The sequence below is a fragment of the Litorimonas sp. RW-G-Af-16 genome (genome assembly GCF_048319245.1).
In the GTDB taxonomy this organism is placed as follows: Bacteria; Pseudomonadota; Alphaproteobacteria; order Caulobacterales; family Maricaulaceae; genus Litorimonas.
In genome coordinates, this window is sequence record NZ_CP166993.1 from 1,496,396 (window position 1) to 1,520,270 (window position 23,875).

23 protein-coding genes, 1 tRNA gene and 1 pseudogene are annotated in these 23,875 nt (G+C 53.0%); 10 read left to right on the top strand and 15 right to left on the bottom strand.

The window, feature by feature from the left end; translation table 11 throughout:
* Nucleotides 1-100 precede the first annotated feature (100 nt).
* From AB8615_RS07470 to gatC, 9 genes are all read right to left on the bottom strand, one after another.
* Nucleotides 101-397, bottom strand: a complete 297-nt coding sequence (locus tag AB8615_RS07470; RefSeq protein WP_409431987.1) for a hypothetical protein — start codon at nt 395-397, stop codon at nt 101-103.
* A gap of 385 nt (nt 398-782) precedes the next feature.
* Nucleotides 783-1,103 (bottom strand): TraR/DksA family transcriptional regulator, encoded by a 321-nt coding sequence (locus tag AB8615_RS07475; RefSeq protein ID WP_409431988.1) that lies wholly within the window; start codon nt 1,101-1,103, stop codon nt 783-785.
* A gap of 91 nt (nt 1,104-1,194) precedes the next feature.
* Complete coding sequence (locus tag AB8615_RS07480; RefSeq protein WP_418152062.1) at nt 1,195-1,512, bottom strand: nitroreductase family protein; 318 nt, start codon at nt 1,510-1,512, stop codon at nt 1,195-1,197.
* A complete protein-coding gene (locus AB8615_RS07485; RefSeq protein WP_418152064.1) occupies nt 1,457-1,885 on the bottom strand; it encodes a nitroreductase family protein in 429 nt (142 codons plus the stop codon). Before AB8615_RS07485 ends, AB8615_RS07480 begins: the two co-directional genes overlap by 56 nt.
* A gap of 177 nt (nt 1,886-2,062) precedes the next feature.
* Nucleotides 2,063-2,257 carry a hypothetical protein gene (locus tag AB8615_RS07490; protein WP_409431990.1) on the bottom strand — a complete coding sequence of 65 codons (195 nt, stop codon included), beginning with the start codon at nt 2,255-2,257 and terminating at the stop codon, nt 2,063-2,065.
* Between the two features lie 3 nt (nt 2,258-2,260).
* Nucleotides 2,261-3,757 carry an Asp-tRNA(Asn)/Glu-tRNA(Gln) amidotransferase subunit GatB gene (gatB, locus tag AB8615_RS07495; RefSeq protein WP_409431991.1) on the bottom strand — a complete coding sequence of 499 codons (1,497 nt, stop codon included), beginning with the start codon at nt 3,755-3,757 and terminating at the stop codon, nt 2,261-2,263.
* The gene (locus AB8615_RS07500; protein WP_409434080.1) at nt 3,757-4,275 is read right to left on the bottom strand and encodes a DUF4760 domain-containing protein; all 519 of its coding nucleotides are present in this window, start codon (nt 4,273-4,275) and stop codon (nt 3,757-3,759) included. The genes gatB and AB8615_RS07500 overlap by 1 nt, the downstream gene beginning before the upstream one ends.
* On the bottom strand, nt 4,275-5,741 hold the full coding sequence (gene gatA, locus AB8615_RS07505) for an Asp-tRNA(Asn)/Glu-tRNA(Gln) amidotransferase subunit GatA (RefSeq protein ID WP_409431992.1): 1,467 nt from the start codon (nt 5,739-5,741) through the stop codon (nt 4,275-4,277). Before gatA ends, AB8615_RS07500 begins: the two co-directional genes overlap by 1 nt.
* Entirely contained in the window at nt 5,741-6,043 is a 303-nt protein-coding gene (gene gatC, locus AB8615_RS07510; RefSeq protein WP_409431993.1) for an Asp-tRNA(Asn)/Glu-tRNA(Gln) amidotransferase subunit GatC, read from the bottom strand. The genes gatA and gatC overlap by 1 nt, the downstream gene beginning before the upstream one ends.
* A gap of 117 nt (nt 6,044-6,160) precedes the next feature.
* On the opposite strand from gatC, the gene AB8615_RS07515 reads away from it, so the two are divergent.
* The 6 genes and pseudogenes from AB8615_RS07515 (at nt 6,161) to pyrC (ending at nt 10,920) form a co-directional block, all read left to right on the top strand.
* A complete protein-coding gene (locus AB8615_RS07515) occupies nt 6,161-6,757 on the top strand; it encodes a 1-acyl-sn-glycerol-3-phosphate acyltransferase (RefSeq protein WP_409431994.1) in 597 nt (198 codons plus the stop codon).
* 27 nt (nt 6,758-6,784) lie between these two features.
* The gene (locus AB8615_RS07520) at nt 6,785-7,363 is read left to right on the top strand and encodes a 1-acyl-sn-glycerol-3-phosphate acyltransferase (RefSeq protein WP_409431995.1); all 579 of its coding nucleotides are present in this window, start codon (nt 6,785-6,787) and stop codon (nt 7,361-7,363) included.
* Nucleotides 7,330-7,956 carry a hypothetical protein gene (locus AB8615_RS07525; protein WP_409431996.1) on the top strand — a complete coding sequence of 209 codons (627 nt, stop codon included), beginning with the start codon at nt 7,330-7,332 and terminating at the stop codon, nt 7,954-7,956. The genes AB8615_RS07520 and AB8615_RS07525 overlap by 34 nt, the downstream gene beginning before the upstream one ends.
* 9 nt (nt 7,957-7,965) lie before the next feature.
* Nucleotides 7,966-8,417, top strand: a pseudogene (gene ruvX / locus AB8615_RS07530) (Holliday junction resolvase RuvX).
* A 29-nt stretch (nt 8,418-8,446) separates the two neighbouring features.
* The gene (locus tag AB8615_RS07535) at nt 8,447-9,655 is read left to right on the top strand and encodes an aspartate carbamoyltransferase catalytic subunit (RefSeq protein ID WP_418152068.1); all 1,209 of its coding nucleotides are present in this window, start codon (nt 8,447-8,449) and stop codon (nt 9,653-9,655) included.
* Complete coding sequence (gene pyrC / locus AB8615_RS07540; RefSeq protein ID WP_409431999.1) at nt 9,652-10,920, top strand: dihydroorotase; 1,269 nt, start codon at nt 9,652-9,654, stop codon at nt 10,918-10,920. Before AB8615_RS07535 ends, pyrC begins: the two co-directional genes overlap by 4 nt.
* Here the strand turns inward: pyrC and AB8615_RS07545 are convergent.
* A complete protein-coding gene (locus AB8615_RS07545) occupies nt 10,917-11,246 on the bottom strand; it encodes an Mpo1-like protein (protein WP_409432000.1) in 330 nt (109 codons plus the stop codon). The two genes, pyrC and AB8615_RS07545, sit on opposite strands and share 4 nt — an antisense overlap.
* Before the next feature lie 269 nt (nt 11,247-11,515).
* Between AB8615_RS07545 and AB8615_RS07550 the strand changes: the two genes are divergently transcribed.
* Nucleotides 11,516-11,591: transfer RNA gene (locus AB8615_RS07550), tRNA-Asn, on the top strand.
* A gap of 118 nt (nt 11,592-11,709) precedes the next feature.
* On the opposite strand, the gene AB8615_RS07555 is transcribed toward AB8615_RS07550, so the two are convergent.
* From AB8615_RS07555 to AB8615_RS07575, 5 genes are all read right to left on the bottom strand, one after another.
* On the bottom strand, nt 11,710-12,939 hold the full coding sequence (locus AB8615_RS07555) for an NAD(P)/FAD-dependent oxidoreductase (protein ID WP_409432001.1): 1,230 nt from the start codon (nt 12,937-12,939) through the stop codon (nt 11,710-11,712).
* Between the two features lie 114 nt (nt 12,940-13,053).
* Complete coding sequence (gene scpA / locus AB8615_RS07560; RefSeq protein ID WP_409432002.1) at nt 13,054-15,195, bottom strand: methylmalonyl-CoA mutase; 2,142 nt, start codon at nt 15,193-15,195, stop codon at nt 13,054-13,056.
* On the bottom strand, nt 15,192-17,216 hold the full coding sequence (locus tag AB8615_RS07565) for an acetyl-CoA carboxylase biotin carboxylase subunit (protein WP_409432003.1): 2,025 nt from the start codon (nt 17,214-17,216) through the stop codon (nt 15,192-15,194). The genes scpA and AB8615_RS07565 overlap by 4 nt, the downstream gene beginning before the upstream one ends.
* Nucleotides 17,217-17,220: 4 nt before the next feature.
* Nucleotides 17,221-18,156, bottom strand: a complete 936-nt coding sequence (locus AB8615_RS07570) for a hypothetical protein (protein ID WP_409432004.1) — start codon at nt 18,154-18,156, stop codon at nt 17,221-17,223.
* Nucleotides 18,126-19,655, bottom strand: coding sequence for an acyl-CoA carboxylase subunit beta (locus tag AB8615_RS07575; protein WP_418152072.1), 1,530 nt, complete (start codon nt 19,653-19,655; stop codon nt 18,126-18,128). The genes AB8615_RS07570 and AB8615_RS07575 overlap by 31 nt, the downstream gene beginning before the upstream one ends.
* A 182-nt stretch (nt 19,656-19,837) precedes the next feature.
* Between AB8615_RS07575 and recQ the strand changes: the two genes are divergently transcribed.
* The 3 genes from recQ to galK all read left to right on the top strand — a co-directional run bounded on the left by recQ (nt 19,838) and on the right by galK (nt 23,872).
* Nucleotides 19,838-21,643, top strand: a complete 1,806-nt coding sequence (recQ, locus tag AB8615_RS07580; protein ID WP_409432006.1) for a DNA helicase RecQ — start codon at nt 19,838-19,840, stop codon at nt 21,641-21,643.
* A 94-nt stretch (nt 21,644-21,737) separates the two neighbouring features.
* Complete coding sequence (locus AB8615_RS07585) at nt 21,738-22,820, top strand: galactose-1-phosphate uridylyltransferase (protein WP_409432007.1); 1,083 nt, start codon at nt 21,738-21,740, stop codon at nt 22,818-22,820.
* Nucleotides 22,817-23,872, top strand: a complete 1,056-nt coding sequence (gene galK, locus AB8615_RS07590; protein ID WP_409432008.1) for a galactokinase — start codon at nt 22,817-22,819, stop codon at nt 23,870-23,872. Before AB8615_RS07585 ends, galK begins: the two co-directional genes overlap by 4 nt.
* Nucleotides 23,873-23,875 lie beyond the last annotated feature (3 nt).

Sequence of the window (23,875 nt, forward strand, 5' to 3'; positions counted from 1 at the left end):
GACGATGTAAAATCCGATAAATATCGCTGCGCTAATGACAGCGCAGAGCACCTTCCAAAGTATGTCGCCGAATATGTCCAAATATTTGGACATGGCAGTTTTATGCAGCGACTTTCAAAAGCTCGCGATTTTCAGCTAACCATCCACGCGCAGCCTTTTGTGCGAGCGTCAGATCGTCAGATGTCATTTCCAGCTTGATCTCATCGCGGTAAGCTTTGGCTGGCTGGCTACCCATCATAGCGGCCAAACTAAACCATTTATGTGCTTCCACGAAATCCGCACCGCGGTCTTCCACATTTGTGGAGTAGATCAACCCAAGACGGAACAAATCCGCTGAATTTGCACTCGCCGCGATGGCGGCTTCTGTTTCTTTTACTTCTACATCAGTAAAGGCCATGATTGCCTCCCCATTTCTGTTTTTTCACCTAATACCATCGGGAGCCCCTCCGTCTGGTGAGTGCCTCGCTGCGAGATTTTCTCGTCTGTCTCAGCCCTCATCTGGACTTTGTGCCAAGTGAGATAAATATTAGGTTAATCGGGAACAGGGTTAATCAAGCTTTATCTGTGTTAAATGAAGTAAATATGAGTTACTATCTGGTTTATACATTCATAATATAAGATTAAAGGGTCAATATTACTTATAAATAGCAAGCACTGAAAAAGTATCTTTCAAGTATAAGTGATGTATAAGACAGCATCAAAAAAGGCTATTTTTTTCGAAATAACCTCATTTTGTTTGAATTTTTCTTATTTTGAGACAGCTAATCCCACGACTTATGGCTCTAACCAGGCGCGTGATCGCTACAAAACGGCGTGTGTGGGAGGAGTTGCAAGCGCTCAGAGTCGATCTCGTCGCCGCAGGTCATACACTTGCCGTAAGTTCCGTCATCAATCCGCCCTAAGGCCGCATCAATCATCCGAACCTCGCGCTGTCCCATTTCGTCCAGGTCATCCAGCACGTCCAAATTACCGATTTCAGCTTGGTCGCTATCAAATGGCTCATCGCCAGAGCGCTCAAATTTGTCTTCAATGTCATCGGATTGATCCACCAGATAGCCTCGGCGGGTCAGCAATATCTCTTTATATTTTGAAAAATCAGTCATAATTTGTCCTCTCACAAAAATAACGCGCAGAAGAGACGAAGGTTCAAACTATGACTCGCACGCGTTTCCTATGGGAGTATGCGCGCAGGTTTTAGCTATAAAACTTCACCACGTCTTCCATCGGCGCACGGTCGGCATAGAGTTTATTGACGGCGGCGTCAGTATTGGCATAGCCCATGGACATGCCGACAAGGACTTCGTCTTCCTCAGGAATGTCTAAATGCTTGTGACACACCGTATGCCAGTTACGCCACCACCCTTGCGGCGCAGTGTGCAACCCTGCTTCGCGCGCGAGCAGCATGAGCGACTGCGTGTAGATCCCGATGTCCATATATTGCGGCATCTCTAGCCGCTTATCGCCCGTGATAATAATCCCGACAGGCGCGTCGAAGAATTTGATGTTCTGCATCAGCCACATCAGGCGAGCCCATCTTATTGTCTTTTTCGATCCCAATCAGGCCATACATATCTTCGCCCAACTTATAGCGCCAAGAGCGCTGTGGCTCCCAAAGCGGGCTGGGATAGGCTTGGTGGGTTGGCTCGTCGCGGTGACCCGCCTGCGCCATCGCCAGTGCATCTTCTTTAAACCCTGCGAGTTTCTCGCCGGTCATGACGTGAACATGCCAAGGCTGCAGATTGCCGCCCGAAGCGGATCGCTGCGCAGTCGTCAGGATTTGCCGAAGAGTCTCCTCAGGCACGGGCATATCTTGGAAATCCCGCACAGTGATGCGGGTGTTCAGCGCGTCCGTGACAGTCACGGCGGGGTCATTGGTAAGTTTCATATTATTTGGTCTTCTTATTTTTTAGGTTTTCGAACCAAGCTAGGACTACGTAGTCCAACGCCGCAACCCCTATTCCCGCAAGGGCGCCATACAGAATGTTCTGCGTCTTTTGATATGTGAAATAGCCCACACCTGATCCGATGATCAGGGCACCAAATAATGGCCCCTCGCGGAGCTTCACCCTTGATCCATCCGATTCATCAGCCAGCTGAGAATAACGTAGTCAGAGATCGCCACGACAGCCGCAATGATAAAAGCCGGCGATAACTCCAGCCCTGCAAACTTAAACAACACAAAAAACAGCACGACGAAGACAATGATTGGCCCAAAATTTCGGTTCATACTCCACAGGGCGCGTTGTTGAGGCGTCATGGCTTACAGTCCTAGCTTCTTCCGCAATATCTCGTTCACCGCCTGTGGGTTCGCTTTGCCTTGGCTGGCTTTCATCACTTGGCCAACAAAGAAACCGAGGAGTTTCGGGTTCTCTTTCGCGGCAGCGGCTTGGCCAGGATTGGCAGTAATCGCGTCGTCGACCATAGCTTCAATCGCGCCCATATCGGTGACTTGCTTTAAGCCTTGCGTCTCGATGATCGTATCCGCATCGCCCTCGCTCGCGACCATGCGCTCAAATACGTCCTTCGCGATTTTGCCAGAAATCGTGTTGTCCGCGATCCGGTCAATCAACCCGCCGAGCATATCTGCGCTGACGGGGCTATCAGCCAAGTCCAGCCCTGCTTTGTTGAGCGAGCCAAATAGCTCGCCCATCACCCAGTTAGACGCAATTTTGGCGTCGCGGCCTTTGGCCACCGCCTCGTAAAAGTCCGCGCTCGCCTTATCGACGGTCAGGATACGGGCGTCATATTCGGGCAAGCCGTAATCGGCCATGAAACGCGCTTTGATCGCGTCAGGCATTTCAGGCAAGCTCGCTTTGATCCCGTCCACAAAGCTCTGCTCCAGCTTGAGCGGCAGCAAGTCGGGGTCAGGGAAATAACGGTAATCATGCGCGTCTTCTTTGGAACGCATCGTGCGCGTTTCGCCTTTGACACTGTCAAACAGGCGCGTTTCTTGGTCAATCGTCCCGCCCGCTTCGATAATCTCGATATGACGACGCGCCTCATAATTGATCGCTTGGCGGATGAAGCGCATGGAGTTGACGTTCTTGATCTCGCAGCGCGTGCCCAGATCTCCGCCCGGACGACGCACAGATACGTTCACATCGGCGCGCAGATTGCCCTTCTCCATATCGCCATCACATGTGCCGAGCGCACGGACGATCCCGCGGAGTTTCTCGACGTAAGCAGACGCCTCTTCTGGCGAACGCATATCAGGCTTGGAGACGATCTCCATCAGCGCCACGCCGCAGCGGTTCAGGTCAACATAAGTCTCGTCAGGCGATAGGTCATGGACAGATTTGCCCGCGTCCTGCTCCAAATGCAGACGCTCAATCCCAACAGTGACAGGCTCCAACGTATTGCCATCGGCATCGATCGGCAGAACCTCGATCTCGCCCTCGCCCACAATCGGAAACTCGAACTGACTGATTTGGTAGCCTTGCGGCAGATCGACATAGAAATAATTTTTGCGATCAAAGCGCGAGAACAGATTGATCTGCGCATTCAGGCCGAGGCCCGTGCGGACGGCTTGCTCGACGCAAAACTCGTTCACGACAGGCAGCATGCCCGGCATGCCCGCATCGACCAGCGACACTTGGCTGTTCGGCTCCGCGCCGTATTCCGTGGCCGAGCCAGAGAACAGCTTTGAATTAGATGCGACCTGCGCATGGACTTCCAAACCGATGATGATTTCCCAATCCCCGGTCTCGCCCATGATCCAGTCTTTTTTATCCGCAACGCGGGGTGCAGAAAAAGTCATTATGAAACCTCAGCATTTTTTTGAGGCAAAGACTGCCATCGTTCAGCTAATTTTTGAATCGCGCCACCTACAGATTGATCACCTACCTCATTTCGTAGTCTTTTTATGTAAGTTTCCAAATTTTCCCACTCCTTTAGAAAAAGAGATTTAAGAATTAATTTGGAATACTCCTCCGAGACACCACCGTTAAGAATTGCGATAGCTAAGTTCTCTCGATGGTCAATAAAATCATTGATAGTGCTAATCTTAACGCTATTCGACGCTGGGTTATCGAAAAGTAGTGCAGCATCTTCATCTCCTCTACAAAAGGAAGCCACGTCCTTCCGTAATTTGGCATACTCAGCACTATTTGATAAGTCCGTATAATACTGGAATGCCGCCCTGTTTGAAGCGTCTTTACGTGCAGTCATTACTTGCCAGAAAGTTGCACCTAAAAGGGCCAAAGAACCAATAGCAGCTATATAAACTGGAAAAAGCTCAACAACTTTAGGCCAGTCAAATTTGCCAAAGAATTCCATCACGCCCACCACTTCTCAGGCCGAGCGCTAAACCCAGCCGCCTTCTCCAAAGCATTCGCGGCCTTGAAAACCGTGTCTTCGTCCAGCGCTTTGCCGATAATTTGAAGGCCTAGCGGCAGGCCGTCTGCGTCCAATCCAGCTGGCACGGAAATCCCGGGCAGCCCTGCGAGGTTTGTCGTGACCGTGAAAATATCGTTCAGATACATCTGCACGGGGTCAGTCACTTTGCGGCCGACAGCGAACGGTGCACTCGGCGCTGTGGGTGTCAGGATCGCGTCGCAAGTCTGCCACGCATTTTCGAAATCTTCGACAATCCGTGTGCGAACTTTTTGCGCACGCAGATAATACGCATCGTAATAGCCAGCCGATAGCACATATGTCCCGATCATAATGCGGCGGCGGACCTCGTCGCCAAAGCCTTCGGTGCGCGTGCGGTCATAGGTGTCGTTCAGGTCGTCGCCCTCGACCCGCAAGCCGTAGCGCATGCCATCATAGCGCGCCAAATTTGACGACGCTTCCGCTGGTGCGACCACGTAATAGGCTGGCAGTGCGTATTTTGTGTGCGGCAGGGTGATCGGCACGATCTCGGCCCCTGCGTCTTTCATCCACGCCACGCCCTGATCCCAGAGCGCTTGGATTTCGGCGGGCATGCCGTCGATCATATATTCTTTGGGGATGCCGATGCGCAGCCCTTTGATAGACTTCCCGCAACTGTCTGACCATTTCGGGACAGGCAGGTTGAGCGAGGTGCTGTCCTTGGCGTCATGTCCCGCCATGGACTCGAGCAAGATAGCGGCGTCTTTCACCGTTTTGGCAATCGGACCTGCTTGGTCGAGCGAAGACGCGAAAGCTACCGTGCCCCAACGGGAGCAGCGACCATAGGTCGGCTTGATCCCGACTGTGCCTGTGAAGCTCGCGGGCTGACGGATGGACCCGCCCGTATCGGTGGCTGTCGCGCCGAGGCACAAATCTGCCGCAACCGCTGCAGCAGACCCACCAGATGATCCACCAGGCACCAAGTCCTCGCCCTTACGCCACGGATTGATCACGGGACCATAAAATGAGGTCTCGTTCGAACTGCCCATCGCGAATTCATCGAGGTTCAATTTGCCGAGCATGACCATGCCGTCGGCTTTCATGTTCGCTGTCACGGAGGACTCGTAGGTCGGCGTGAAATCTCCGAGAATTTTAGAGCCCGCAGTCGTTTTGACGCCGTCCGTACAGAACAAATCTTTCACGCCCAATGGCGCGCCTTCGAGGAGGCCCGCTTCGCCGCGCTCCCGACGCGCATCAGACTGCTTAGCTTGCTCCATGGCGAGGCCGAATGTCGTCGTGATAAAGGCGTTCAAATCCGCCCCATCGGCACAGGCATCAATATGCGCCTTGGTAAGTTCTTGCGAGGTGAAATCGCCCTTCGCCATGCCGTCCAGCGCGGACTCCAATGTAAGTTTTGTAAGATCGCTCATTATTCAACACTCCGCGGAACAACGAAGAAGCCGTCATCTTTTTTCGGCGCGTTTTTCAAAATAGCGTCACGCTTGCCGCCATCTGTGATCTCGTCTTTGCGCATCGGAGCGGCCATATCGACAGCGGATGTCATTGGCTCAACACCTTCAACATCAACTTCGGCGAGTTGCTCGATCCAGCCGAGAATTCCGTTTAGCTCATCGGCCAGCGGCGCCAGTTGCTCCTCCGCCACATGCAGCCGCGACAGGCGGGCAATTTTCTTAACGTCTTCGGCGCTCACAGCACCTTTGGGGTCACTCACGGGAGTCTCCATTATATCCTGAATGCGCGGGTTAGCAGGGGGACGGGAGCCCTGCAAGACTAAGCATTGCGATAAGGCCGACTTTTAGCTATCCCCGCACAAAAGGTAGGCGGCTAAATGGCAAAGTATGATAATTCAGTGGTGAACGAACACGTCCCACGTTTAGGCAATGCCATCACCCGAGGCCTTTCCGAACTTGTTTTAAAACTGATGGGCTGGAAAATTACGGGCGCATTTCCGCATGAGCCAAAGGTCGTATTCATCGGCTGCCCCCATACCTCGAACTGGGACTTTATCATTGCGATTGCCTCGATGCAGTCCGTCGGCTTGCGGGCCTCTTGGATGATGAAAAAGGAAGCCTTCTTCTGGCCCCTTGGAGGATTGTTCAAAAAGATCGGCGGCGTTCCGATTGACCGCAAAGCCAAAAGTGATCTGACCACGCAAATGACCGAGTGGTTTGCGGCAAACGACAAGGCCTATCTCGGCATTACGCCCGAAGGCACGCGCTCCAAAGTTGAAGGCCTCAAGAAAGGTTATCTCCGCATCGCTTACGCCGCCAAAGTTCCCGTCTTTTTGGTCGCGATTGACGGCAAGAATAAGACAGTCGTGCTAGATCGCCTCTGGCCATTGACGGGAGACATCGACGTCGATAATCGCGCAATCAAAGCGTATTACAACGAAAACTATCAAGGAATTCGTCCAGAATTGGGCTAAACACACATGAAGTATGACAACCCCCATATGAGCGAACACTCCCCGCGCATGGGCAACGCATTGACGCGGGGCTTAGGCTCGCTTGGACTGAAACTGACGGGCTGGAGCCTGCATGGGAAAATGCCAGATGTGCCGAAATTCGTGATCGTCGGCGTGCCGCATACATCAAATTGGGACGCGATCTCCGCCTCCCTCGCTATGCTTGCCACGGGTTTTAAATATACATTTTTGATCAAGAAAGAGTGGTTCTTCTGGCCGATGGGGCCGATCTTCCGTGCGCTCGGCGGCTATCCCGTTGACCGGGGTAAAGGCGCAGCAGATGTGGTTGACCAAGTTACAAAGCTGTTTGAGAGCGCAGATAAAGTCTGTGTTGGCTTCCCGCCCGAAGGCACGCGCGCCCTCGTCCCGAAATATAAGACGGGCTACCTCCGCGCCGCTTATGCTGCCAACGTCCCTGTCTTCATCTGCGCCTTTGACGGCCCGAATAAGCGTGTCGTGCTGGACAAGATTTTCCCACTGACGGGAGATCTGAAAAAAGATAACGCTGCGCTAAAAGCCTATGTCGATGCGACGTGGACTGGCGTGCATCCCGAACGGCAGAAGTGAACTCACCCACACATTCTCTCATCGCGCTAGCTTTATTGTCAAAGCGTGGGCAGACAAAACGTAATTGGGCAGTTTTAATTGGTTCAATTATCCCAGATATTATTATCTATATCTGGGCCCCCTATCAAAGCCTCGTCAACGGTGTATCAGGCGCGCAAATGTGGGATAAGCTGTATTTTGAACCGCCCATGCAAACCGCGATTGCTCTGGTTAACTCCATCCCAATTTATGCGGCGCTCGCTTTTGCAGGTTGGATGGGGCGGCGCAAGCTCTGGGGCAAGTTACTCCTATTTTTTGCGCTGGCCGCCCTGATCCATATGGAGACAGATTTGCCCGTCCACGGCCATGATGCTTACCGCCATTTTTGGCCGTTAAGTGATTGGCGTTTTCATTCACCCATTTCTTATTGGGAGCGTGACCTCCACTCGACTTGGGTCAGTTTAGTCGAGGCAGTGATAGCCTTAGCATGCATCATCATACTATGGCGGCGTTTTCCAAAGCTATGGGCACGGACGATATTGAGCTTGCTCGCGCTGTTTTATGTCGCAATGCAGCTTGTCTTGCGCCTTGCCGCCATCGACATTGGTAGTTAGAGCCTGCGCATGGCGATAATTACCCTCGACGATTTGCGAGACACAACAGGCGCGTTGCTGGGCCTTGACCCTGGCACCAAGACGCTAGGCCTTGCGATTAGTGATCATACGCGCCTGATCGCTACGCCGCTGCAGACGATACGACGCGAGAAGTTCACGCCAGATGCGGCGAAGCTGCTGAAGATTTATGACGATAATGAAGTCAGCGCGTTAATTGTTGGCCTGCCTGTGAATATGGACGGCAGTTCGGGCCGCGCGTTCAATCCGTGCGTGACCTCTGCACGAACCTGCTACGTATTCGCGATCTGCCAATATTTATGTGGGACGAGCGCCTCTCGACCATGGCGGTCACGCGCACAATGTTAGAGGCCGATATGACACGCAAGAAACGCGCGCAAAACGTGGACAAGCTCGCCGCTGGCTATATCTTGCAGGGCGTATTGGATCGCCTACGGTCATAGGTGTTTTTGCGAATGAGGCTTGACTCTGTATGATATTTTCATACACCGCTTTCGTGTCTTACTCTCGCGCCATAATTGATGACATTTTTGGGGGCATCCGCCCCGCCTCTCGCGCGCTAGATAAAGCGGCTTCCACCATTCAGGGCTGGTATGATACGGGAACGATCCCGCAGAAGCATTGGCCAGATGTCATTGAAATTGCAGAACAATTTGGACACACTCTAACTTCGGATGATTTCTTTCCCGATGAGTCTGAGTCCGCAAGCGAGCCCCTGCTATCCTCCTATGGCTATCCCTTTGCGCAGCGCCATTGCCTCTCTGTCACAGACTATAAGCGCCCTGATATAGACACGCTGCTCTCGCTTGGGGCACATTATCTGGACTTGAATATACAGAAATCACCGACGCGAAACGTGCTGTCAGGTAAGACGCTGATCAATCTGTTTTTCGAAAACTCCACCCGTACGGAGAAGTCATTTGAGTTGGCAGGGAAACGCCTCGGTGCGGACGTCATTAACATGGCGATCTCGCAGAGCTCTGTCGCGAAAGGCGAAACTTTGCTGGACACGGCTGCCACACTCAACGCAATGAATCCCGACCTACTTGTGGTCAGGCATAATGCCTCTGGCGCTCCGCATCTGCTCGCCCAAAAGGTTAGCTGTTCGGTTATCAATGCGGGTGACGGAATGCACAGTCACCCAACGCAAGCGCTGCTCGACGCCCTCACCTTACACCAAGCTTTTGACGGCGATATTGCAGGACTGCGGATCGCGATTTGTGGCGACATCACGCATAGTCGTGTGGCCCGAAGTAATATCCAGTTACTCAATATGCTCGGCGCAGAAGTGCGATTGATCGGCCCGCCAACGCTGATCCCGATTGACGCAGACCGCTGGGGGGTGGACGTCTTTCATGATATGGAAAAAGGTCTGAAAGGCTGCGATGTCGTAATGATGCTGCGCCTACAGCTAGAGCGGATGAGTGGTGCATTTGTGCCGTCCAAGCGTGAGTATTTCCACTATTACGGTTTAGACCGGGCCAAGCTCGCCTTTGCCAAAGACAGCGCCCTCGTCATGCATCCCGGCTCGATGAATCGCGGCGTAGAGATCAGCTCTGACGTCGCGGATGATCCCGACATCAGCTTGATCACGCAACAAGTTGAAACAGGCGTTGCGATGCGCATGGCGATACTTCACGCGCTGTCCCACGCGCAAGACACGGCGAGGCGCAACCCATGACCGTGCTAACAATCGAGAATGTAAGGATTTTTGATCCGGCCAGCGGTTATGACGAAATGGGCAATATCGTCTGCGAAGACGGCGTCATAACAGGCTTTGGCCCGCACATTGATGTGAATGGCGACGTACTGGACGGTGAAGGCCTTATCTGCGCCCCTGGCCTGATAGATATGCGCGTCCGCACAGGCGAACCTGGGAATGAAAACAGCGAGACCCTCGCGACAGCCGCGCAAGCTGCAATCGCGGGCGGCGTCACCTCTATCGTGATCATGCCAGAGACCAATCCCGTGATTGATGACATGTCGCTGGTCGACTTCCTCAAGCGGCGCGGCGATGAACTACCCGTCAATGTTCACATCGCGGGCGCATTGACAAAGGGGCTAGACGGGCACTCAATAACAGAGATCGGCCTGATGAGCGAGGCAGGTGCGGTGATGTTTTCCAACGGGGCTACTCCCATTGCGAATGCACAAATCATGCGCCGTATCTTGGCTTATGGCTCGCGGTTTAACGCGCTGATCGCCAATCGCTGCGTCAGTCCAGAGCTATCAGCGGGCACTGTGGCGCATGAAAGCGATCTCTCAGCCCGATTGGGATTGCTCGGCGCACCCGCAATCAGTGAGCGGATCATGGCAGAACGCGATATTGCATTGGCAGAGCTGACAGGCGGGCAAGTGTTGATTGATTTGGTCTCATCCGAGGACGTTTTGCGCGTCATCCGCCGTGCGAAGTCACGTGATCTGGACGTGGCGGCGAGTGTGTCAATCAATCACCTCGCGCTCAATGAACTTGACATTGGTGACTACCGCAGCTTTGCCAAGCTCGACCCGCCCTTGCGCGAAGAACGTGACCGGCAAGCCCTGATCGCGGCGGTCAATGACGGCACGATCGACGTGATTGTCTCGGACCATAATCCCCAACCCGCAGGGCAAAAACGCCTTCCCTATAGCGAAGCTGCATCTGGCGCAGTCGGGCTGGAAATCTTGCTCACAGCGGGTCTGTCCCAAGTCGCCGATGGCGGGCTCGACCTTCGGGCGATGTTAACAGCCATGACCGCGCGACCTGCGGAATTGCTGGGCTTAAAGGCGGGACGAATTACAGAGGGCGCACCCGCCGACCTTGTGCTGTTTGATGACGGTCTGCCTTGGGTTTGCGATAGCGACCAATTACGCAGCGGATCTAAGAACACGCCGTTTGATGGCCGCCGCTTAACGGGCCGCACCGTGCATACGATCAAGGACGGACGCGTGGTCTATTCAGCCTAAGGCGCGACTCCTGCCTTGCGCAGCTCCCGCCCCATCGTCCCCGTCAGGAAGTGAAACAGCATCTTGAAGTCGGAGGCGAGTGACCAAAGCGGATAAGTGAAAGTCGCAGGCTTATTCTTCTCAATGGTGCCGTGACTGACCCAAGCAAAGAAATAACCGCAAACAAAAGCAAGGGGCAGAAAGAGCCATTTGCCCAACGCCACCACAACTATCAGCGTTAATAACGCCAGCCCTGTCCCAACATAGTGCCACGCCCGCGTAGCGGGGCGGCTATGCTCGCGTAAATAATAAGGCCAAAACTCTGCATAATTATCGATTTCGCGCATATATCCCTCTATTTCGTCATGTTTTAGCAGGATTTATGAATCGAATCACAAATTAATTGATAAAATTAAGATCAAATTAACCTTACTCGTTAATACAGAAGATGTCTCCTCTAGGGGACACCCCACCATTCACCTAATACCTTCGGGAGCTTCGGCTCCCTTTTTTCTTGCCTAATCGGCAGAGGTGACATTTTATTTGAAATCAAGCAAAAACTTGCTTGTCGCGGGTGGCAAAACCCTGTTATAGCGCCCGCCTACCAGAATGTTGTTCCGCAATAGCTCAGTTGGTAGAGCAGCTGACTGTTAATCAGCTTGTCGCAGGTTCGAGTCCTGCTTGCGGAGCCATTCGGTTTTCTTTGATCTCAATATTCGCAAAGATAACTACGGGTTATTTGACTCATGGCAGGTGAGGCTTGTCTCGCCTTTAGTGCAGTAATTCACGCTGTCTGATAAAAGCGTCCGCTCAACTATCAACGAGGCAAGATTTGAGATCGTGGGCGGTATCTCCTATGCGGGTTTTGTCGATATTGGTGCCTTTGGTCAGGGCCATTTTGCCAAACATAAAATCACGGGGCGCGTTAACGGCATCTACGGCGATAAATCTGTCGCCTTTGAAGTAATAGACGGCCAAGCTTCGCCCAGTTTCAATATCACCGCGAATAACGACATCGTCAAACCCGTTGGACAGCCCAGCGATCTGCAGCTTAAGATCAAACTGATCTGACCAGAACCATGGCAGGCTGTTATAGGGCTTGGGCGTGCCGTTGATATGCGCGGCGACGACCTTCCCCTGCTCTGTCGCATTGGGGACTGACTCCAATCGCACATGTGTTTTGTAAATCGGGTTATAATGCCAAGTCACGTCGCCCGCTGCATATATGTCAGGATCGGAGGTCTGGCAGAATTCATTGACCTCTATGCCGTTACCAATCGATAGCCCTGCCGCCTCGGCCAATTCGATATTAGGAATAACGCCTATGCCGATAATGACAATGTCCGCAGCGAGAGTTCGCTCACATGAGGTTAGCACGCGCAACCCGCCTCCATCGGCAGGCTGTATCTCTGACGCCATAACATTTTCTAGGATTGTCACGCCTTCTTCTTCATGAACACGTTTGTAAAAAGTCGAGAGCGCGGGTGCTGTGACCCGCTGTAAAATGCGCGGCATCGCCTCTAACACAGTGACCTCTAAGCCTTGTTTACGGAGCGAGGCTGCAGTTTCCAGCCCGATATAGCCGCCGCCGATAATGACGGCAGTTTTGGCGGTTTCCGCTTCGGCCTTGATAGACAGAACATCAGCAGTGTCGCGTAAATAATAAACACCATTCAAACCTACGCCCGGCACAGGCAGTCGGCGAATACGCGCGCCTGTTGTTAGGACCAGTTTTGTGTAAGGCAAAACATCACCCGCATCCGTCAGAACAGTTTTATTCTTGCGGTCAATCGAGCCCACGCGTGTGCCAAGATGGAATTTGATGTCAGCCTCAGCATAGGCTGCGGCAGGCCTAATCAGAATATCATCAATAGCCTTTTGCCCTGACAGAAAATCCTTGGACAGTGGGGGGCGATGATAGGGTAGAACGGCCTCGTCCCCAATCACGGTGATGCCTCCCACCCAACCGCCTTGCCGCAGACTCACACTGGTCTGAGCGGCGGAATGGGACGCGCCAATGATGATGACTGTTTCTGACATAAGTTATTCCTAGCCGCTTCACAAAACTTCGAACAGGCTTTTTTATCAGTGTTGTAAGCGCAATATCTAAGAGACTTAGGCCGCATTTAGGCCACTGACGCAGACCCCCTATGACTAGCGATTGCGGCGCACTCCCAGCACGACACCGAGGGTCGCATTGGCAGCTTCAAATAAATTAGAGCCTGGGGGGAAGATCGCGCTGACACCCGCCTCTTTTAAGAAGTCAAAATCTTGCTCTGGAACAACGCCGCCAACAACGACTTTGATGTCTTCCGCATTTAGTCGTTTCAACTCATTGATAAGGGCTGGCACGAGGGTTTTGTGGCCTGCGGCGAGTGAGGATACGCCAACAACATCGGCGCCTTTTTCAATCGCGAGTTGGGCCACCTCTTGAGGTGTTTCAAACAAGTTCGTTAGATCAACCTGAAAGCCCATATCGGCAAAGGATGTCGCAACCACTTTCGCGCCGCGATCATGACCATCTTGCCCCATCTTCGCCACCAAGATGGACGGGAGGCGATCATGTTCTGCCTCAAATTCAGAGACGCGGCGGCGGATATTTTTATAGCTAGGATCGTCTTTATTTAACTCAGCGTAGACCCCTGACAGCACGCGCGTCGTTGCTTGGTGTCGGCCAAAAACGCTCTCCATAGCTTGCGTAATCTCACCCAAGCTCGCGCGCATTTTAGCAGCTGTCACGGCGGCTGCGAGGAGGTTCCCCTCCCCACTTTCAGCAACCGTAGTCACGGCGGCCAACGCATCTTCAACCGCTTTTGGATTGCGCGTTCGGCGGATTTGCTCAAGGCTTTTAATTTGGCCCGCCCGCACTTTCGCATTATCAATATCCAAGAAATCAATCGGGTCTTCTTGTTCTAGTGTGTATTTGTTCACGCCGACAATCACGTCTTCTCCCGCATCAATCCGCGATTGCCGACCAAGCGCGGCCTCCTCTATATTGAGTTTCGGCAGTCCGCTCTCAATCGCCTTGGTCATGCCGCCAAGCGCCTCGACCTCGTCGATCATCTTCCACGCTTCATCTGCGAGTTGCTGCGTCAGGCTCTCAACATAATAAGAGCCCGCAAGTGGATCTACCACACGCGTGAGGCCCGTTTCATGTTGCAAAATCAGCTGCGTGTTTCGGGCAATCCGTGCGGATGTCTCAGTCGGTAAAGCGATCGCTTCGTCAAAAGCATTTGTGTGCAAAGACTGCGTTCCGCCCAGCGTCGCAGCCATGGCTTCGACCGTCGTGCGGACCACGTTATTGTAAGGGTCTTGCATGGTCAGCGACACGCCAGACGTTTGGCAATGCGTGCGCAGCATTTTGGATCGCTCGGACTTAGCGCCGAAATCTGTCATAATTTTTGACCACATCTGCCGCGCCGCACGTAGCTTCGCGACCTCCATGAACATGTCCATGCCGATGCAGAAAAAGAAGGACAGACGCGGCGCAAAGTCATCAACATCCAAGCCTTTCGCCATGGCCGCTCGCACATATTCCATGCCGTCAGCCAGGGTGTAAGCCAGTTCTTGGGACAGCGTCGCACCTGCCTCTTGCATGTGATAGCCTGAGATAGAAATCGAATTGAACTTCGGCATCTCAGCCGAAGTATATTCAATAATATCGCCGATAATCCGCATGCTCGGCGCGGGGGGATAGATGTAGGTATTGCGCACCATAAACTCTTTGAGGACGTCATTTTGAATAGTCCCAGAGAGTTTGTCGGTCGAGACGCCCTGCTCTTGCCCAGCGACAATAAACATCGCCAAGATCGGGATCACCGCACCGTTCATCGTCATAGACACTGACATCTTGTCGAGCGGAATATCATTGAACAGGATTTTCATATCCTCGACACTGTCAATGGCAACGCCCGCCTTGCCGACATCACCCGTCACGCGAGGATGATCTGAATCGTAGCCGCGATGGGTTGCAAGATCAAAGGCAACGGACAAGCCTTTCTGGCCCGCCGCGAGGTTCTTACGGTAAAATGCGTTGGATTCTTCTGCAGTAGAGAAGCCCGCATATTGCCGGATCGTCCACGGGCGACCCGTATACATGGTCGCTCTCACGCCGCGTGTGTAAGGCGCAACACCTGGAATTTCTTCCGCCGCAGACGGCGGCACATCTTCCGCTGTGTAGAGCGGCTTCACTGTGATACCTTCGGGCGTCTCAGTCTCAAGCGTTTTTGGATCGCCGCCTTTTAAATCGGCGCGGGCCAGTTTTTGCCACGCTTGAATTTTGGGATCATCGCTCACGTTTCAAATTCCATGATCACATCATCTACGGCCAAGTTATCGCCTGCCTGACAGTTGATTTTAGCAATGATACCCTTGGTCTCTGCACGGAGTGTATTTTCCATTTTCATGGCCTCAACAACAGCGAGCGCTTGGCCGTCTTGGACCTCGTCGCCCTTATTCACTAGCACAGACACAATCACGCCAGGCATCGGACAGAGCAGTAAATTGGACGTGTCAGGTGCTTCTTTGACAGGCATCAACTTCGCCAGTTCAGCCCCGCGCGGGGTTCGCACACAGACCTTAAAGACACACCCACGATGCCAAACGTGATAGCCTTCCGCGCATCTCTTCGCCCGAAAATTCAGAGGCTTATTATCGACATAGGCCAACACCATCGGCATGCCCGGTTTCCAACTTGTCAGGACTTCCATTTCGAGCGCAGCTTTGCTCTCATTTATGTCGTCAACAATGACAGTACGCAGGCCTCGCTCGCCTTTGATCTCTGCCGTGTAGTCCGTTTCGCCAATCGTGATGGCCCATTTATTGGGGACGTAACGCTCATGATTAGGCAAAGCGCCACTGATCTGAGCCGACCTATTTTCGGAAATATCATGCATCAAGCCGCAGACCGCTGCGATCTTTCTTGTGTGGCCAGAGTTCACCATCGCGCCCGAAAAGCCTTCGGGATATTCCTCCGCAATAAAGGCCGTTGTGATGTCGCCGCGTTCAAATCGGTCGTGATCATAGACGGCCTGCAAGAACGGAATATTGTGACCAATCCCGTCAAGCTCAAACACGTCCAGCGCATCTTTCATCGCCGTCAGCGCCACGCCGCGATCCTCGCCCCATGTGCAAAGCTTTGCGATCATCGGGTCATAGAACATCGAGATTTCGCCGCCTTCATAGACGCCCGTATCATTGCGAATAATTGCGCCGCTGGACAGCGTTCCTTCTGCTGGCGGGCGGTAGCGCACAAGCCGACCAATGGACGGCAGGAAATTACGGTAAGGATCTTCGGCGTAGATACGCGACTCGATCGCCCAACCATTTAGTGTCACATCGTCCTGCGTCATGGACAATTTATCACCATTGGCTGACCGGATCATCTGTTCCACCAGATCAACGCCCGTAATTAATTCCGTCACGGGATGTTCAACTTGCAGGCGCGTATTCATCTCCAAGAAATAGAAATTCTTGTCTTTGTCGACGATAAACTCAACTGTGCCCGCGCTATCATATTGCACCGCTTTGGCGAGCGCGACAGACTCGGCGCCCATAGCTGCACGGGTTTTTTCGTCCAAGAACGGGCTTGGCGCTTCTTCAATGACTTTCTGATTGCGGCGTTGGATCGAACATTCCCGCTCACCGAGATAGATCACATTGCCGTGCTTATCGCCGAGGACTTGGATTTCGATATGACGCGGTTGCTCGACAAATTTTTCGATAAAAATGCGGTCATCACCAAAGCTATTCGCGGCTTCGTTCTTGGACGACTGGAAACCTTCGCGCGCTTCCGTGTCATTATAGGCAATCCGCATGCCCTTCCCGCCGCCGCCCGCAGACGCCTTGATCATCACGGGATAGCCGACTTTTTTGGCGATCTTGACCGCCTCGTCCGCGTCTTCAATCAGGTCCATATGGCCCGGCACGCAAGACACGCCCGCCTCTTGGGCAAGTTTCTTGGAGGTGATTTTATCGCCCATCGACACAATCGCGTGGGGGTTGGGGCCGATGAAGGTGACGCCCGCCTTATTCAGCCGCTTGGCAAATTCAGGGTTTTCCGACAGAAAGCCATAGCCTGGATGCACCGCATCCGCGCCCGATGATTTGATCGCGTCCATGATCTTATCCATGACCAAATAAGACTCCGACGCCGCAGACGGCCCAATATGGATCGCCTCATCCGCCATGGACACATGCAACGCATGACGATCCGCATCCGAATACACCGCCACAGTCTTAATCCCGAGCCGCTGCGCCGTCTTAATCACACGACAAGCAATCTCGCCCCGGTTCGCTATGAGTACTTTTTTGATCATGTCTCTAAACCCATGTTGGCCCAATTTGAAGTGCGCTGAGGATGCCCGTCACGATCAGAAAAACACTTACTAAAATCGGAAAAATTACTGAAAGCACGTATATATCAACATACCTAAAAATCATTCCAAATATAAGCTTTAGTCTAGTCTTACGGATTGACTTTAATTGTTTTTTTCCAAAATTTAATATTTTGCTTAAATCTTCATACTTGAGCTTTTTAATAACATAACGGCAATCAATAAGTATTCTTCGTCCATCATTCCAAGAAAAGTTGTTTCCTTGATCTGATAAAAGTATTTTGGAAGTAATTTTTCCAAACTCTTCTGAAAACGTACGAACATTCGCAAGTCCAAAGTTTCGGTATTTCGGAGGTACCTCGCGAAGATCTAAACCCACAACAGGTCTATCAAGACAGCTATTGCTCCATAACTGGTAAGCATCATATAACTCTTCGACAAAGGCTTTAACTTGCTTGTTTGCTTCAGCTTGCTTAGGCATCCAGTAGACTTCATCAGAAGCAAATACGAAACTGTTAGAGTCATTATTTTTTAACTCCTCAATTTTCGAAATCGCCGTTGAGATGCTTTCGATAGAGAAATTTAAGTAATTACGAAAAATTTTTAATTGCGGGCTTTGGATTGGTGCTTCGTATTTACTCCTGATTAGAAAACTAACTAGAGAAAAAATAGAAAAACTACATAAAGCAACAAATAAAATATCTCCAGAAGGAGCCTGCTTAAACTCAATCATTCCAAAAAAAGTTAAGCTTTTAACTTCGTATTTTGCAACCGCAACTGCACTTAATGAGGCCAAAAAGGTTTGGAAAGAAAGTCGAGTATGCTTAGATGACCAAGAAAAAACAAATGGATCAGTCCCATTTTGATTACTTTTTTCATCAGGCACACCTCTCACAGCGGCAAATTCCCATGCTTTTTCCACGGGTTTTTCGTGGCCTTGTCTGACAGTAGCGCGAGGCCTCGGCTGATCCGTTTCCGTGTGCTTTGCGGTTTGATCACTTCGTCGATATAGCCGAGTTCGGCGGCGCGGAAGGGGCTGAGGAATTTCTCTTCATAATCTGCGATATGTTCAGCCGTTTTGTCCGCGTCGTCCAAATCTTTGCGGAAGAGGATTTCTGTTGCGCCTTTGGCCCCCATGACCGCGATCTGCGCGGACGGCCACGCATAATTGATGTCTGCGCCGAGGTGTTTCGGGCTCATCACGCAATAGGCGCCGCCATACGCTTTGCGCGTGATGACAGTAATCCGCGGCACGGTCGCCTCGCCGTAGGCATAGAGCAATTTCGCGCCGTTCTTGATCACGCCGTTATGTTCCTGACTGACACCAGGGAGGAAGCCCGGCACGTCCACAAGGGTGACAATCGGGATTTCAAAGCAATCACAGAAGCGCACAAATCGCGCCGCTTTGCGAGAGGCATCGCTATCAAGGCACCCTGCCAATACCATCGGTTGGTTGGCCACCACGCCCACAGTCTGCCCCTCTACACGGATAAAGCCACAGAGAATATTCTTGGCAAAGTCCCGTTGAATTTCAAAGAAATCGCCTTCATCCGCGATCTTGTGGACTAGCTCTTTCATATCATAGGGCAAGTTCGGATTGTCAGGTACGAGCGTATCAAGGCTCGGCTCAATGCGGTCATGCTTGTCAAACACGGGGCGCCTAGGTGCGCCCGCACGGTTGTTCAGCGGGAGGAAATCAAACAGGCGACGGATTTCCGCAAGCGCTTCCATGTCATTGTCATAAGCCCCATCAGCAACAGACGATTTGGTTGTGTGAGTTTTCGCGCCGCCTAATTCCTCAGCTGTCACGATTTCATTGGTCACAGTTTTCAACACATCTGGCCCTGTCAGGAACATGTAGGATGTGTCGCGTACCATGAAAACAAAGTCGGTCAGCGCAGGAGAATAGACGGCCCCGCCCGCACTCGGCCCCATAATGACGCTAATCTGCGGGACAACGCCGCTAGCGCGGATATTGTTTTGAAAGACGTCCGTATAACCCGCCAGCGCCGCTACGCCCTCTTGGATCCGCGCACCGCCACTATCGCTGAGGCCAATAATAGGCGCGCCCTGCTGCATGGCCATGCGCTGCACCTTATTGATTTTCTTCGCGTGCGTCTCGGACAGGCTGCCGCCGTAAACGGTGAAATCTTGCGCGAAAACAAATGTCTTGCGGCCGTTGATTGTGCCCCAGCCCGTGACAACGCCGTCGCCCGGAATATGAGATTTATCCATGCCAAAATCCGTGGAGCGATGTTTGACGAACATGTCAAACTCTTCAAAACTGTCGGGATCAAGGAGCAATTCAAGCCGCTCTCTCGCCGTTAACTTGCCCTTGGCGTGCTGCGCATCAATCCGTTTTTGACCGCCGCCTAAGCGGGCCGTTTCTCGGCGTTCGTTTAATTGCTCAATTACAGTCATAGCCCTGCCTCACCCTGTCACGTATTATTGATAGTCATAGCGGCATAGAAGTCTTCATCTTATTTGTAAATTTGTTTAAGCCAAGCTTCGTTCTGCCCTAAAGGTCTGTCATTGATATAATTTGACGAATTGATCGCCAAGACTAGCTTTACAATGGCGGCGGACCGCGCCATCCCGTGCATATGACGACTCCCCGTTCCATTTTGAAAACTGTCTTCGGGTTTGATGCCTTCCGCCCCGGCCAAGAAGGTGTGATTGATCAGATTATGTCGCCGCAACATGTTCTGGCTGTCATGCCGACGGGCGCAGGTAAGTCATTATGTTACCAAGTTCCTGCCCTGTTATTTGATAGTGTCACAGTTGTCGTCTCGCCTCTGGTCGCGCTGATGGATAACCAAGTTGCAGGCCTTCGCGCGAACGGGATTGACGTCGCCTGTATCCATTCGGGGCAGTCGCGCGAGACCAATGTCGCGGAATGGCGGCGGGTTGCGGCGGGCGAAGCGAAACTGCTTTACCTCTCCCCCGAACGCCTGATGACGCCGCGCATGATGGCGGCGATGAAAAGCCTCGCGCCTGCTATGTTTGTAGTGGACGAAGCGCATTGCGTTTCCAAATGGGGGCCAGCCTTTCGGCCAGAATACGCGCAGCTTTCGCAGCTCAAGACCCATTTCCCAGAGGCGGTCATTGCGGCCTTCACCGCCACAGCAGACGGCGCCACGCGAGATGATATTGCTCACGCGCTGTTTGAAGGACGCGGGCAGATCATCGTGCATGGCTTTGATCGCCCAAACCTATCCCTGACAGTCACGCCTAAGACAGATCGTAAATTACAACTGGCAAAATTCATGGAAACTGTGCGGGGACAGTCAGGGATCGTCTATGCCCTATCGCGCAAAAATACCGAAGAATTTGCCGCGCATTTAGTCGCAAGCGGTCATAAAGCTCTACCCTATCACGCAGGCCTCGATCCGCAATTACGATTTGATACGCAAGAACGCTTCATGGCCGAAGAGGGTATGGTGATCGTTGCAACTATCGCTTTTGGTATGGGGATAGATAAGCCCGATATTCGCTTCGTCTACCACACTAACCTCCCAGGCTCCTTGGAGGCGTATTACCAAGAAATTGGACGCGCGGGGCGAGACGGTGCGCCTGCCGTGACGGCGCTATGTTACGGGCTAGATGATGTCCGCATGCGGCGGCAATTCATCATGGATGACGGTGCGCACGGCGATCATCAAATTCGGGAGTTACGGCGGCTCGACGCGCTGCTGTCCTATTGCGAAGCTTCGACATGTCGGCGGCAGGTGATGCTCGCTTATTTCGGCGAAGAGGCGCAGCCCTGCGAGAACTGCGATAATTGCGAAAACCCGCCAGACATGATCGATGCAACGGGGCCGTTGCAGCACGTCCTGACCACGATTGACGATACAGGCGCGCGCTTCGGCCAAGCTCATATTATCGCCGTCGCGCGCGGGGCTGATACGGAACGCGTGCGCCAATTTGGCCATCAAGACACAGCGGGTTACGGCAAAGCCAAAGCCATCGGCTCCCCCTATTTGCAAGGTCTCATTCGGCAAGCGCTGGCCAGTGGACATATCAATATGGACATAGAGCGCTTCGGCGCGTTGACGATAACAGAAACGGGCCGCGCTGTGCTGGAAGGGCGCCAAACCTTTAAATGTAAAGCGATTGCGACCACGAAAGCCAAGCCAAGTTCTGATTACAAACGCGCCAAGGCTGAGGCACAGAACGCGCTATCAGACCGCGACCAAGCGCTTCTATCGCAGCTGAAAGCCAAGCGGATGGATATCGCGCGCAATATCGAAAAACCTGCTTATATCGTCTTCTCCGATGCGACCTTGATCGACATGGCCAAGCGCCGCCCAGATAACCCAGATGCCATGCTAGATGTCTCAGGCGTGGGGGCCGTCAAATTTGAGAAGTTCGGGCCAGCGTTCTTGGATGTTATCCGCCGCGCGAGCTAAAACGATCCCCCGTGAAATCACGCGCATTTTACACTCGCTTTGACGGGGTCTATCGGACATAAAAGCGTGACTAAAACCTCTGGACTGGGCAGATATGGATCAACGGGCGACATTATCGCAAAGGATTGCGGGACAGCCCGTCCATCGTCGTCATATCCAAAAAGCGGACGGGCGAGACCTCTTGCTTTATGGCTACCACCCGCACAACGAGACGCCGCAGACAGAAGACGCCAGCGAGGTAGCGAAAGGCGGAGAATTACGCTGGCACCCTCTGCGGTCCGAATGGAATCTCTATGCGCCTCATCGGCAGAACCGCACGTTCAAGCCTGCAGCCGCCGCCGATCCCCTCGCCCCGTCAGTGGCAGGCCAGTCAGCCACTGAAATCCCGTTTACGGATTTTGAACTGGCTATTTTTGAGAACAAATTCACGTCATTACATGCGGAAGCCCCCGAACCACCAAGCATGACAGGCCTTAAGATTGCTCGCGCGGATGGGCGCTGCGATGTTGTGGTTTACACACCCGAAGCGCAGGGCAATCTACACACTATCGGACAAGCCGCGCGGCGGTTATTACTCGCGGCTTGGGTGGATCGCTACGAGACTTTGCGCGAGGCGGGCTATAAATTTATCTTGCCGTTTGAAAACCGTGGCGACGAAGTCGGCGTCACGCTCCCTCACCCGCATGGTCAAATCTACGCCTTTCCCTTCGTGCCGAATGTGCAAGCCAAAGCTGCTAAAGCGTTTGCGGCGGGGTATAGCTTGGAAGACGGTATTGCGCGGTGGTTCGATGATTACGGCGTGGCCCGGGCTGGCGGCATATCCGCATTTTGCCCACCCTTTGCGCGTTTCCCATTCGAGGTTTGGATTGCACCAGATCAGCGCTGCGCGGGGCCGTGGGAGTTCGCGGAGGATCAAACGGACGGGTTCGCGCATTTACTGGGCGATATGACGCGCCGCTATGACGTGTATTTTCAACGCCCCACCGCCTACATGCTCTCGCTCCACGCCGCCCCCGCAGGTACGGATGATAGCTTTCACTTTACCGCGCAATTCTATCCGCTCCTCCGCGCGCCCAATCGTGTGAAATACCTCGCTTCAGTCGAGCAATCCACGGGGACGTTCACTGTCGACGTTATGCCGGAATTCGCCGCACGAACGCTCAGAGCGTTGACGTGATCAGAGCCGCTTTCGAAACAGTATTTAGCTACGCCCCTGCGGTCTCTGGTTTCACGCCAGGCCGCGTGAATTTGATTGGGGAGCATCTGGATTATAATGGTGGCATGGTGCTGCCAATGGCGTTGGGCCTTGGCGTGACAATCGCACTGGCCCCGCGCACGGATTCGCAAATTAACATCGCCTCCAATAGTTTTGACGGCATTGCGAAACGCACGCTGACGGATACTGCCGAGGATCACTGGTCAGATTACGTCACGGGGGCAGTGATTTTTGCACAGCAAGCTGACCTATTGTCCGCTGGAGCAGACGTCTATGTCACCTCCACCCTGCCCCACGGTGCGGGCCTGTCGTCCTCTGCGGCTATTATCGTGGGCGTATTAAAACTCGCAGCGCAATTATCCCAGTCACAACTCAGCCCGACAGACATCGCGATACTGTCCCGCAAAGTGGAAAATGACTTCATCGGCGTGCCGTGTGGAATCATGGACCAAATGGCGGTCGCTATTGCTAAGCCTGGGCAAGCCCTCGCGCTGAACACGCAAGACCTCAGTTACCAAACTGTCGACTTGCCCTCTGGTTGCCATATGGCTGTTATTCATTCGGGCCATGGCAGGCAACTCAATGAGGGTCGCTATAAAGAACGCGCGGATGAATGTGCGGCGGCGAAGACATTGCTAGGTCGGGACGATCTCTGCCACGCGCGTCTTGCGGATTTGAATATTTTAGAGGGCGCCGTGATGCGGCGGGCACGGCATTGCGTAACGGAACATGTCCGCACGGTGGACGCCGTCTCGGCGCTGCGGGAGGGAGATATGGAGATGTTCGGTGCCTTGATGAATGAAAGCCATGTTTCCATGCGGGATGACTTCGAAATGTCGATCCCTGAGATTGATGCTTTGGTTTCGAGCGCCGTGACGTGCGGAGCCCTCGGAGCGCGTCTGACGGGCGGCGGGTTTGGCGGCTGCATCGTGGCATGTGTCGAGCACACTCATTTAGACGCTTGGACAGAGGCGTTGACTGCCGCCCACCCCAAAGCCTATCGCGTCGGATAGGAG

Bases quoted from the DNA above. Each gene is read 5' to 3' on its own strand.
- AB8615_RS07470 (WP_409431987.1), bottom strand. From the start codon at position 397: ATGGCCTTTACTGATGTAGAAGTAAAAGAAACAGAAGCCGCCATCGCG.
- AB8615_RS07475 (WP_409431988.1), bottom strand. From the start codon at position 1,103: ATGACTGATTTTTCAAAATATAAAGAGATATTGCTGACCCGCCGAGGC.
- AB8615_RS07480 (WP_418152062.1), bottom strand. From the start codon at position 1,512: ATGCAGAACATCAAATTCTTCGACGCGCCTGTCGGGATTATTATCACG.
- AB8615_RS07485 (WP_418152064.1), bottom strand. From the start codon at position 1,885: ATGAAACTTACCAATGACCCCGCCGTGACTGTCACGGACGCGCTGAAC.
- AB8615_RS07490 (WP_409431990.1), bottom strand. From the start codon at position 2,257: ATGACGCCTCAACAACGCGCCCTGTGGAGTATGAACCGAAATTTTGGG.
- gatB (WP_409431991.1), bottom strand. From the start codon at position 3,757: ATGACTTTTTCTGCACCCCGCGTTGCGGATAAAAAAGACTGGATCATG.
- AB8615_RS07500 (WP_409434080.1), bottom strand. From the start codon at position 4,275: ATGGAATTCTTTGGCAAATTTGACTGGCCTAAAGTTGTTGAGCTTTTT.
- gatA (WP_409431992.1), bottom strand. From the start codon at position 5,741: ATGAGCGATCTTACAAAACTTACATTGGAGTCCGCGCTGGACGGCATG.
- AB8615_RS07515 (WP_409431994.1), top strand. From the start codon at position 6,161: ATGGCAAAGTATGATAATTCAGTGGTGAACGAACACGTCCCACGTTTA.
- AB8615_RS07520 (WP_409431995.1), top strand. From the start codon at position 6,785: ATGAGCGAACACTCCCCGCGCATGGGCAACGCATTGACGCGGGGCTTA.
- AB8615_RS07535 (WP_418152068.1), top strand. From the start codon at position 8,447: ATGATATTTTCATACACCGCTTTCGTGTCTTACTCTCGCGCCATAATT.
- pyrC (WP_409431999.1), top strand. From the start codon at position 9,652: ATGACCGTGCTAACAATCGAGAATGTAAGGATTTTTGATCCGGCCAGC.
- AB8615_RS07545 (WP_409432000.1), bottom strand. From the start codon at position 11,246: ATGCGCGAAATCGATAATTATGCAGAGTTTTGGCCTTATTATTTACGC.
- AB8615_RS07555 (WP_409432001.1), bottom strand. From the start codon at position 12,939: ATGTCAGAAACAGTCATCATCATTGGCGCGTCCCATTCCGCCGCTCAG.
- AB8615_RS07565 (WP_409432003.1), bottom strand. From the start codon at position 17,216: ATGATCAAAAAAGTACTCATAGCGAACCGGGGCGAGATTGCTTGTCGT.
- AB8615_RS07575 (WP_418152072.1), bottom strand. From the start codon at position 19,655: ATGACTGTAATTGAGCAATTAAACGAACGCCGAGAAACGGCCCGCTTA.
- recQ (WP_409432006.1), top strand. From the start codon at position 19,838: ATGACGACTCCCCGTTCCATTTTGAAAACTGTCTTCGGGTTTGATGCC.
- AB8615_RS07585 (WP_409432007.1), top strand. From the start codon at position 21,738: ATGGATCAACGGGCGACATTATCGCAAAGGATTGCGGGACAGCCCGTC.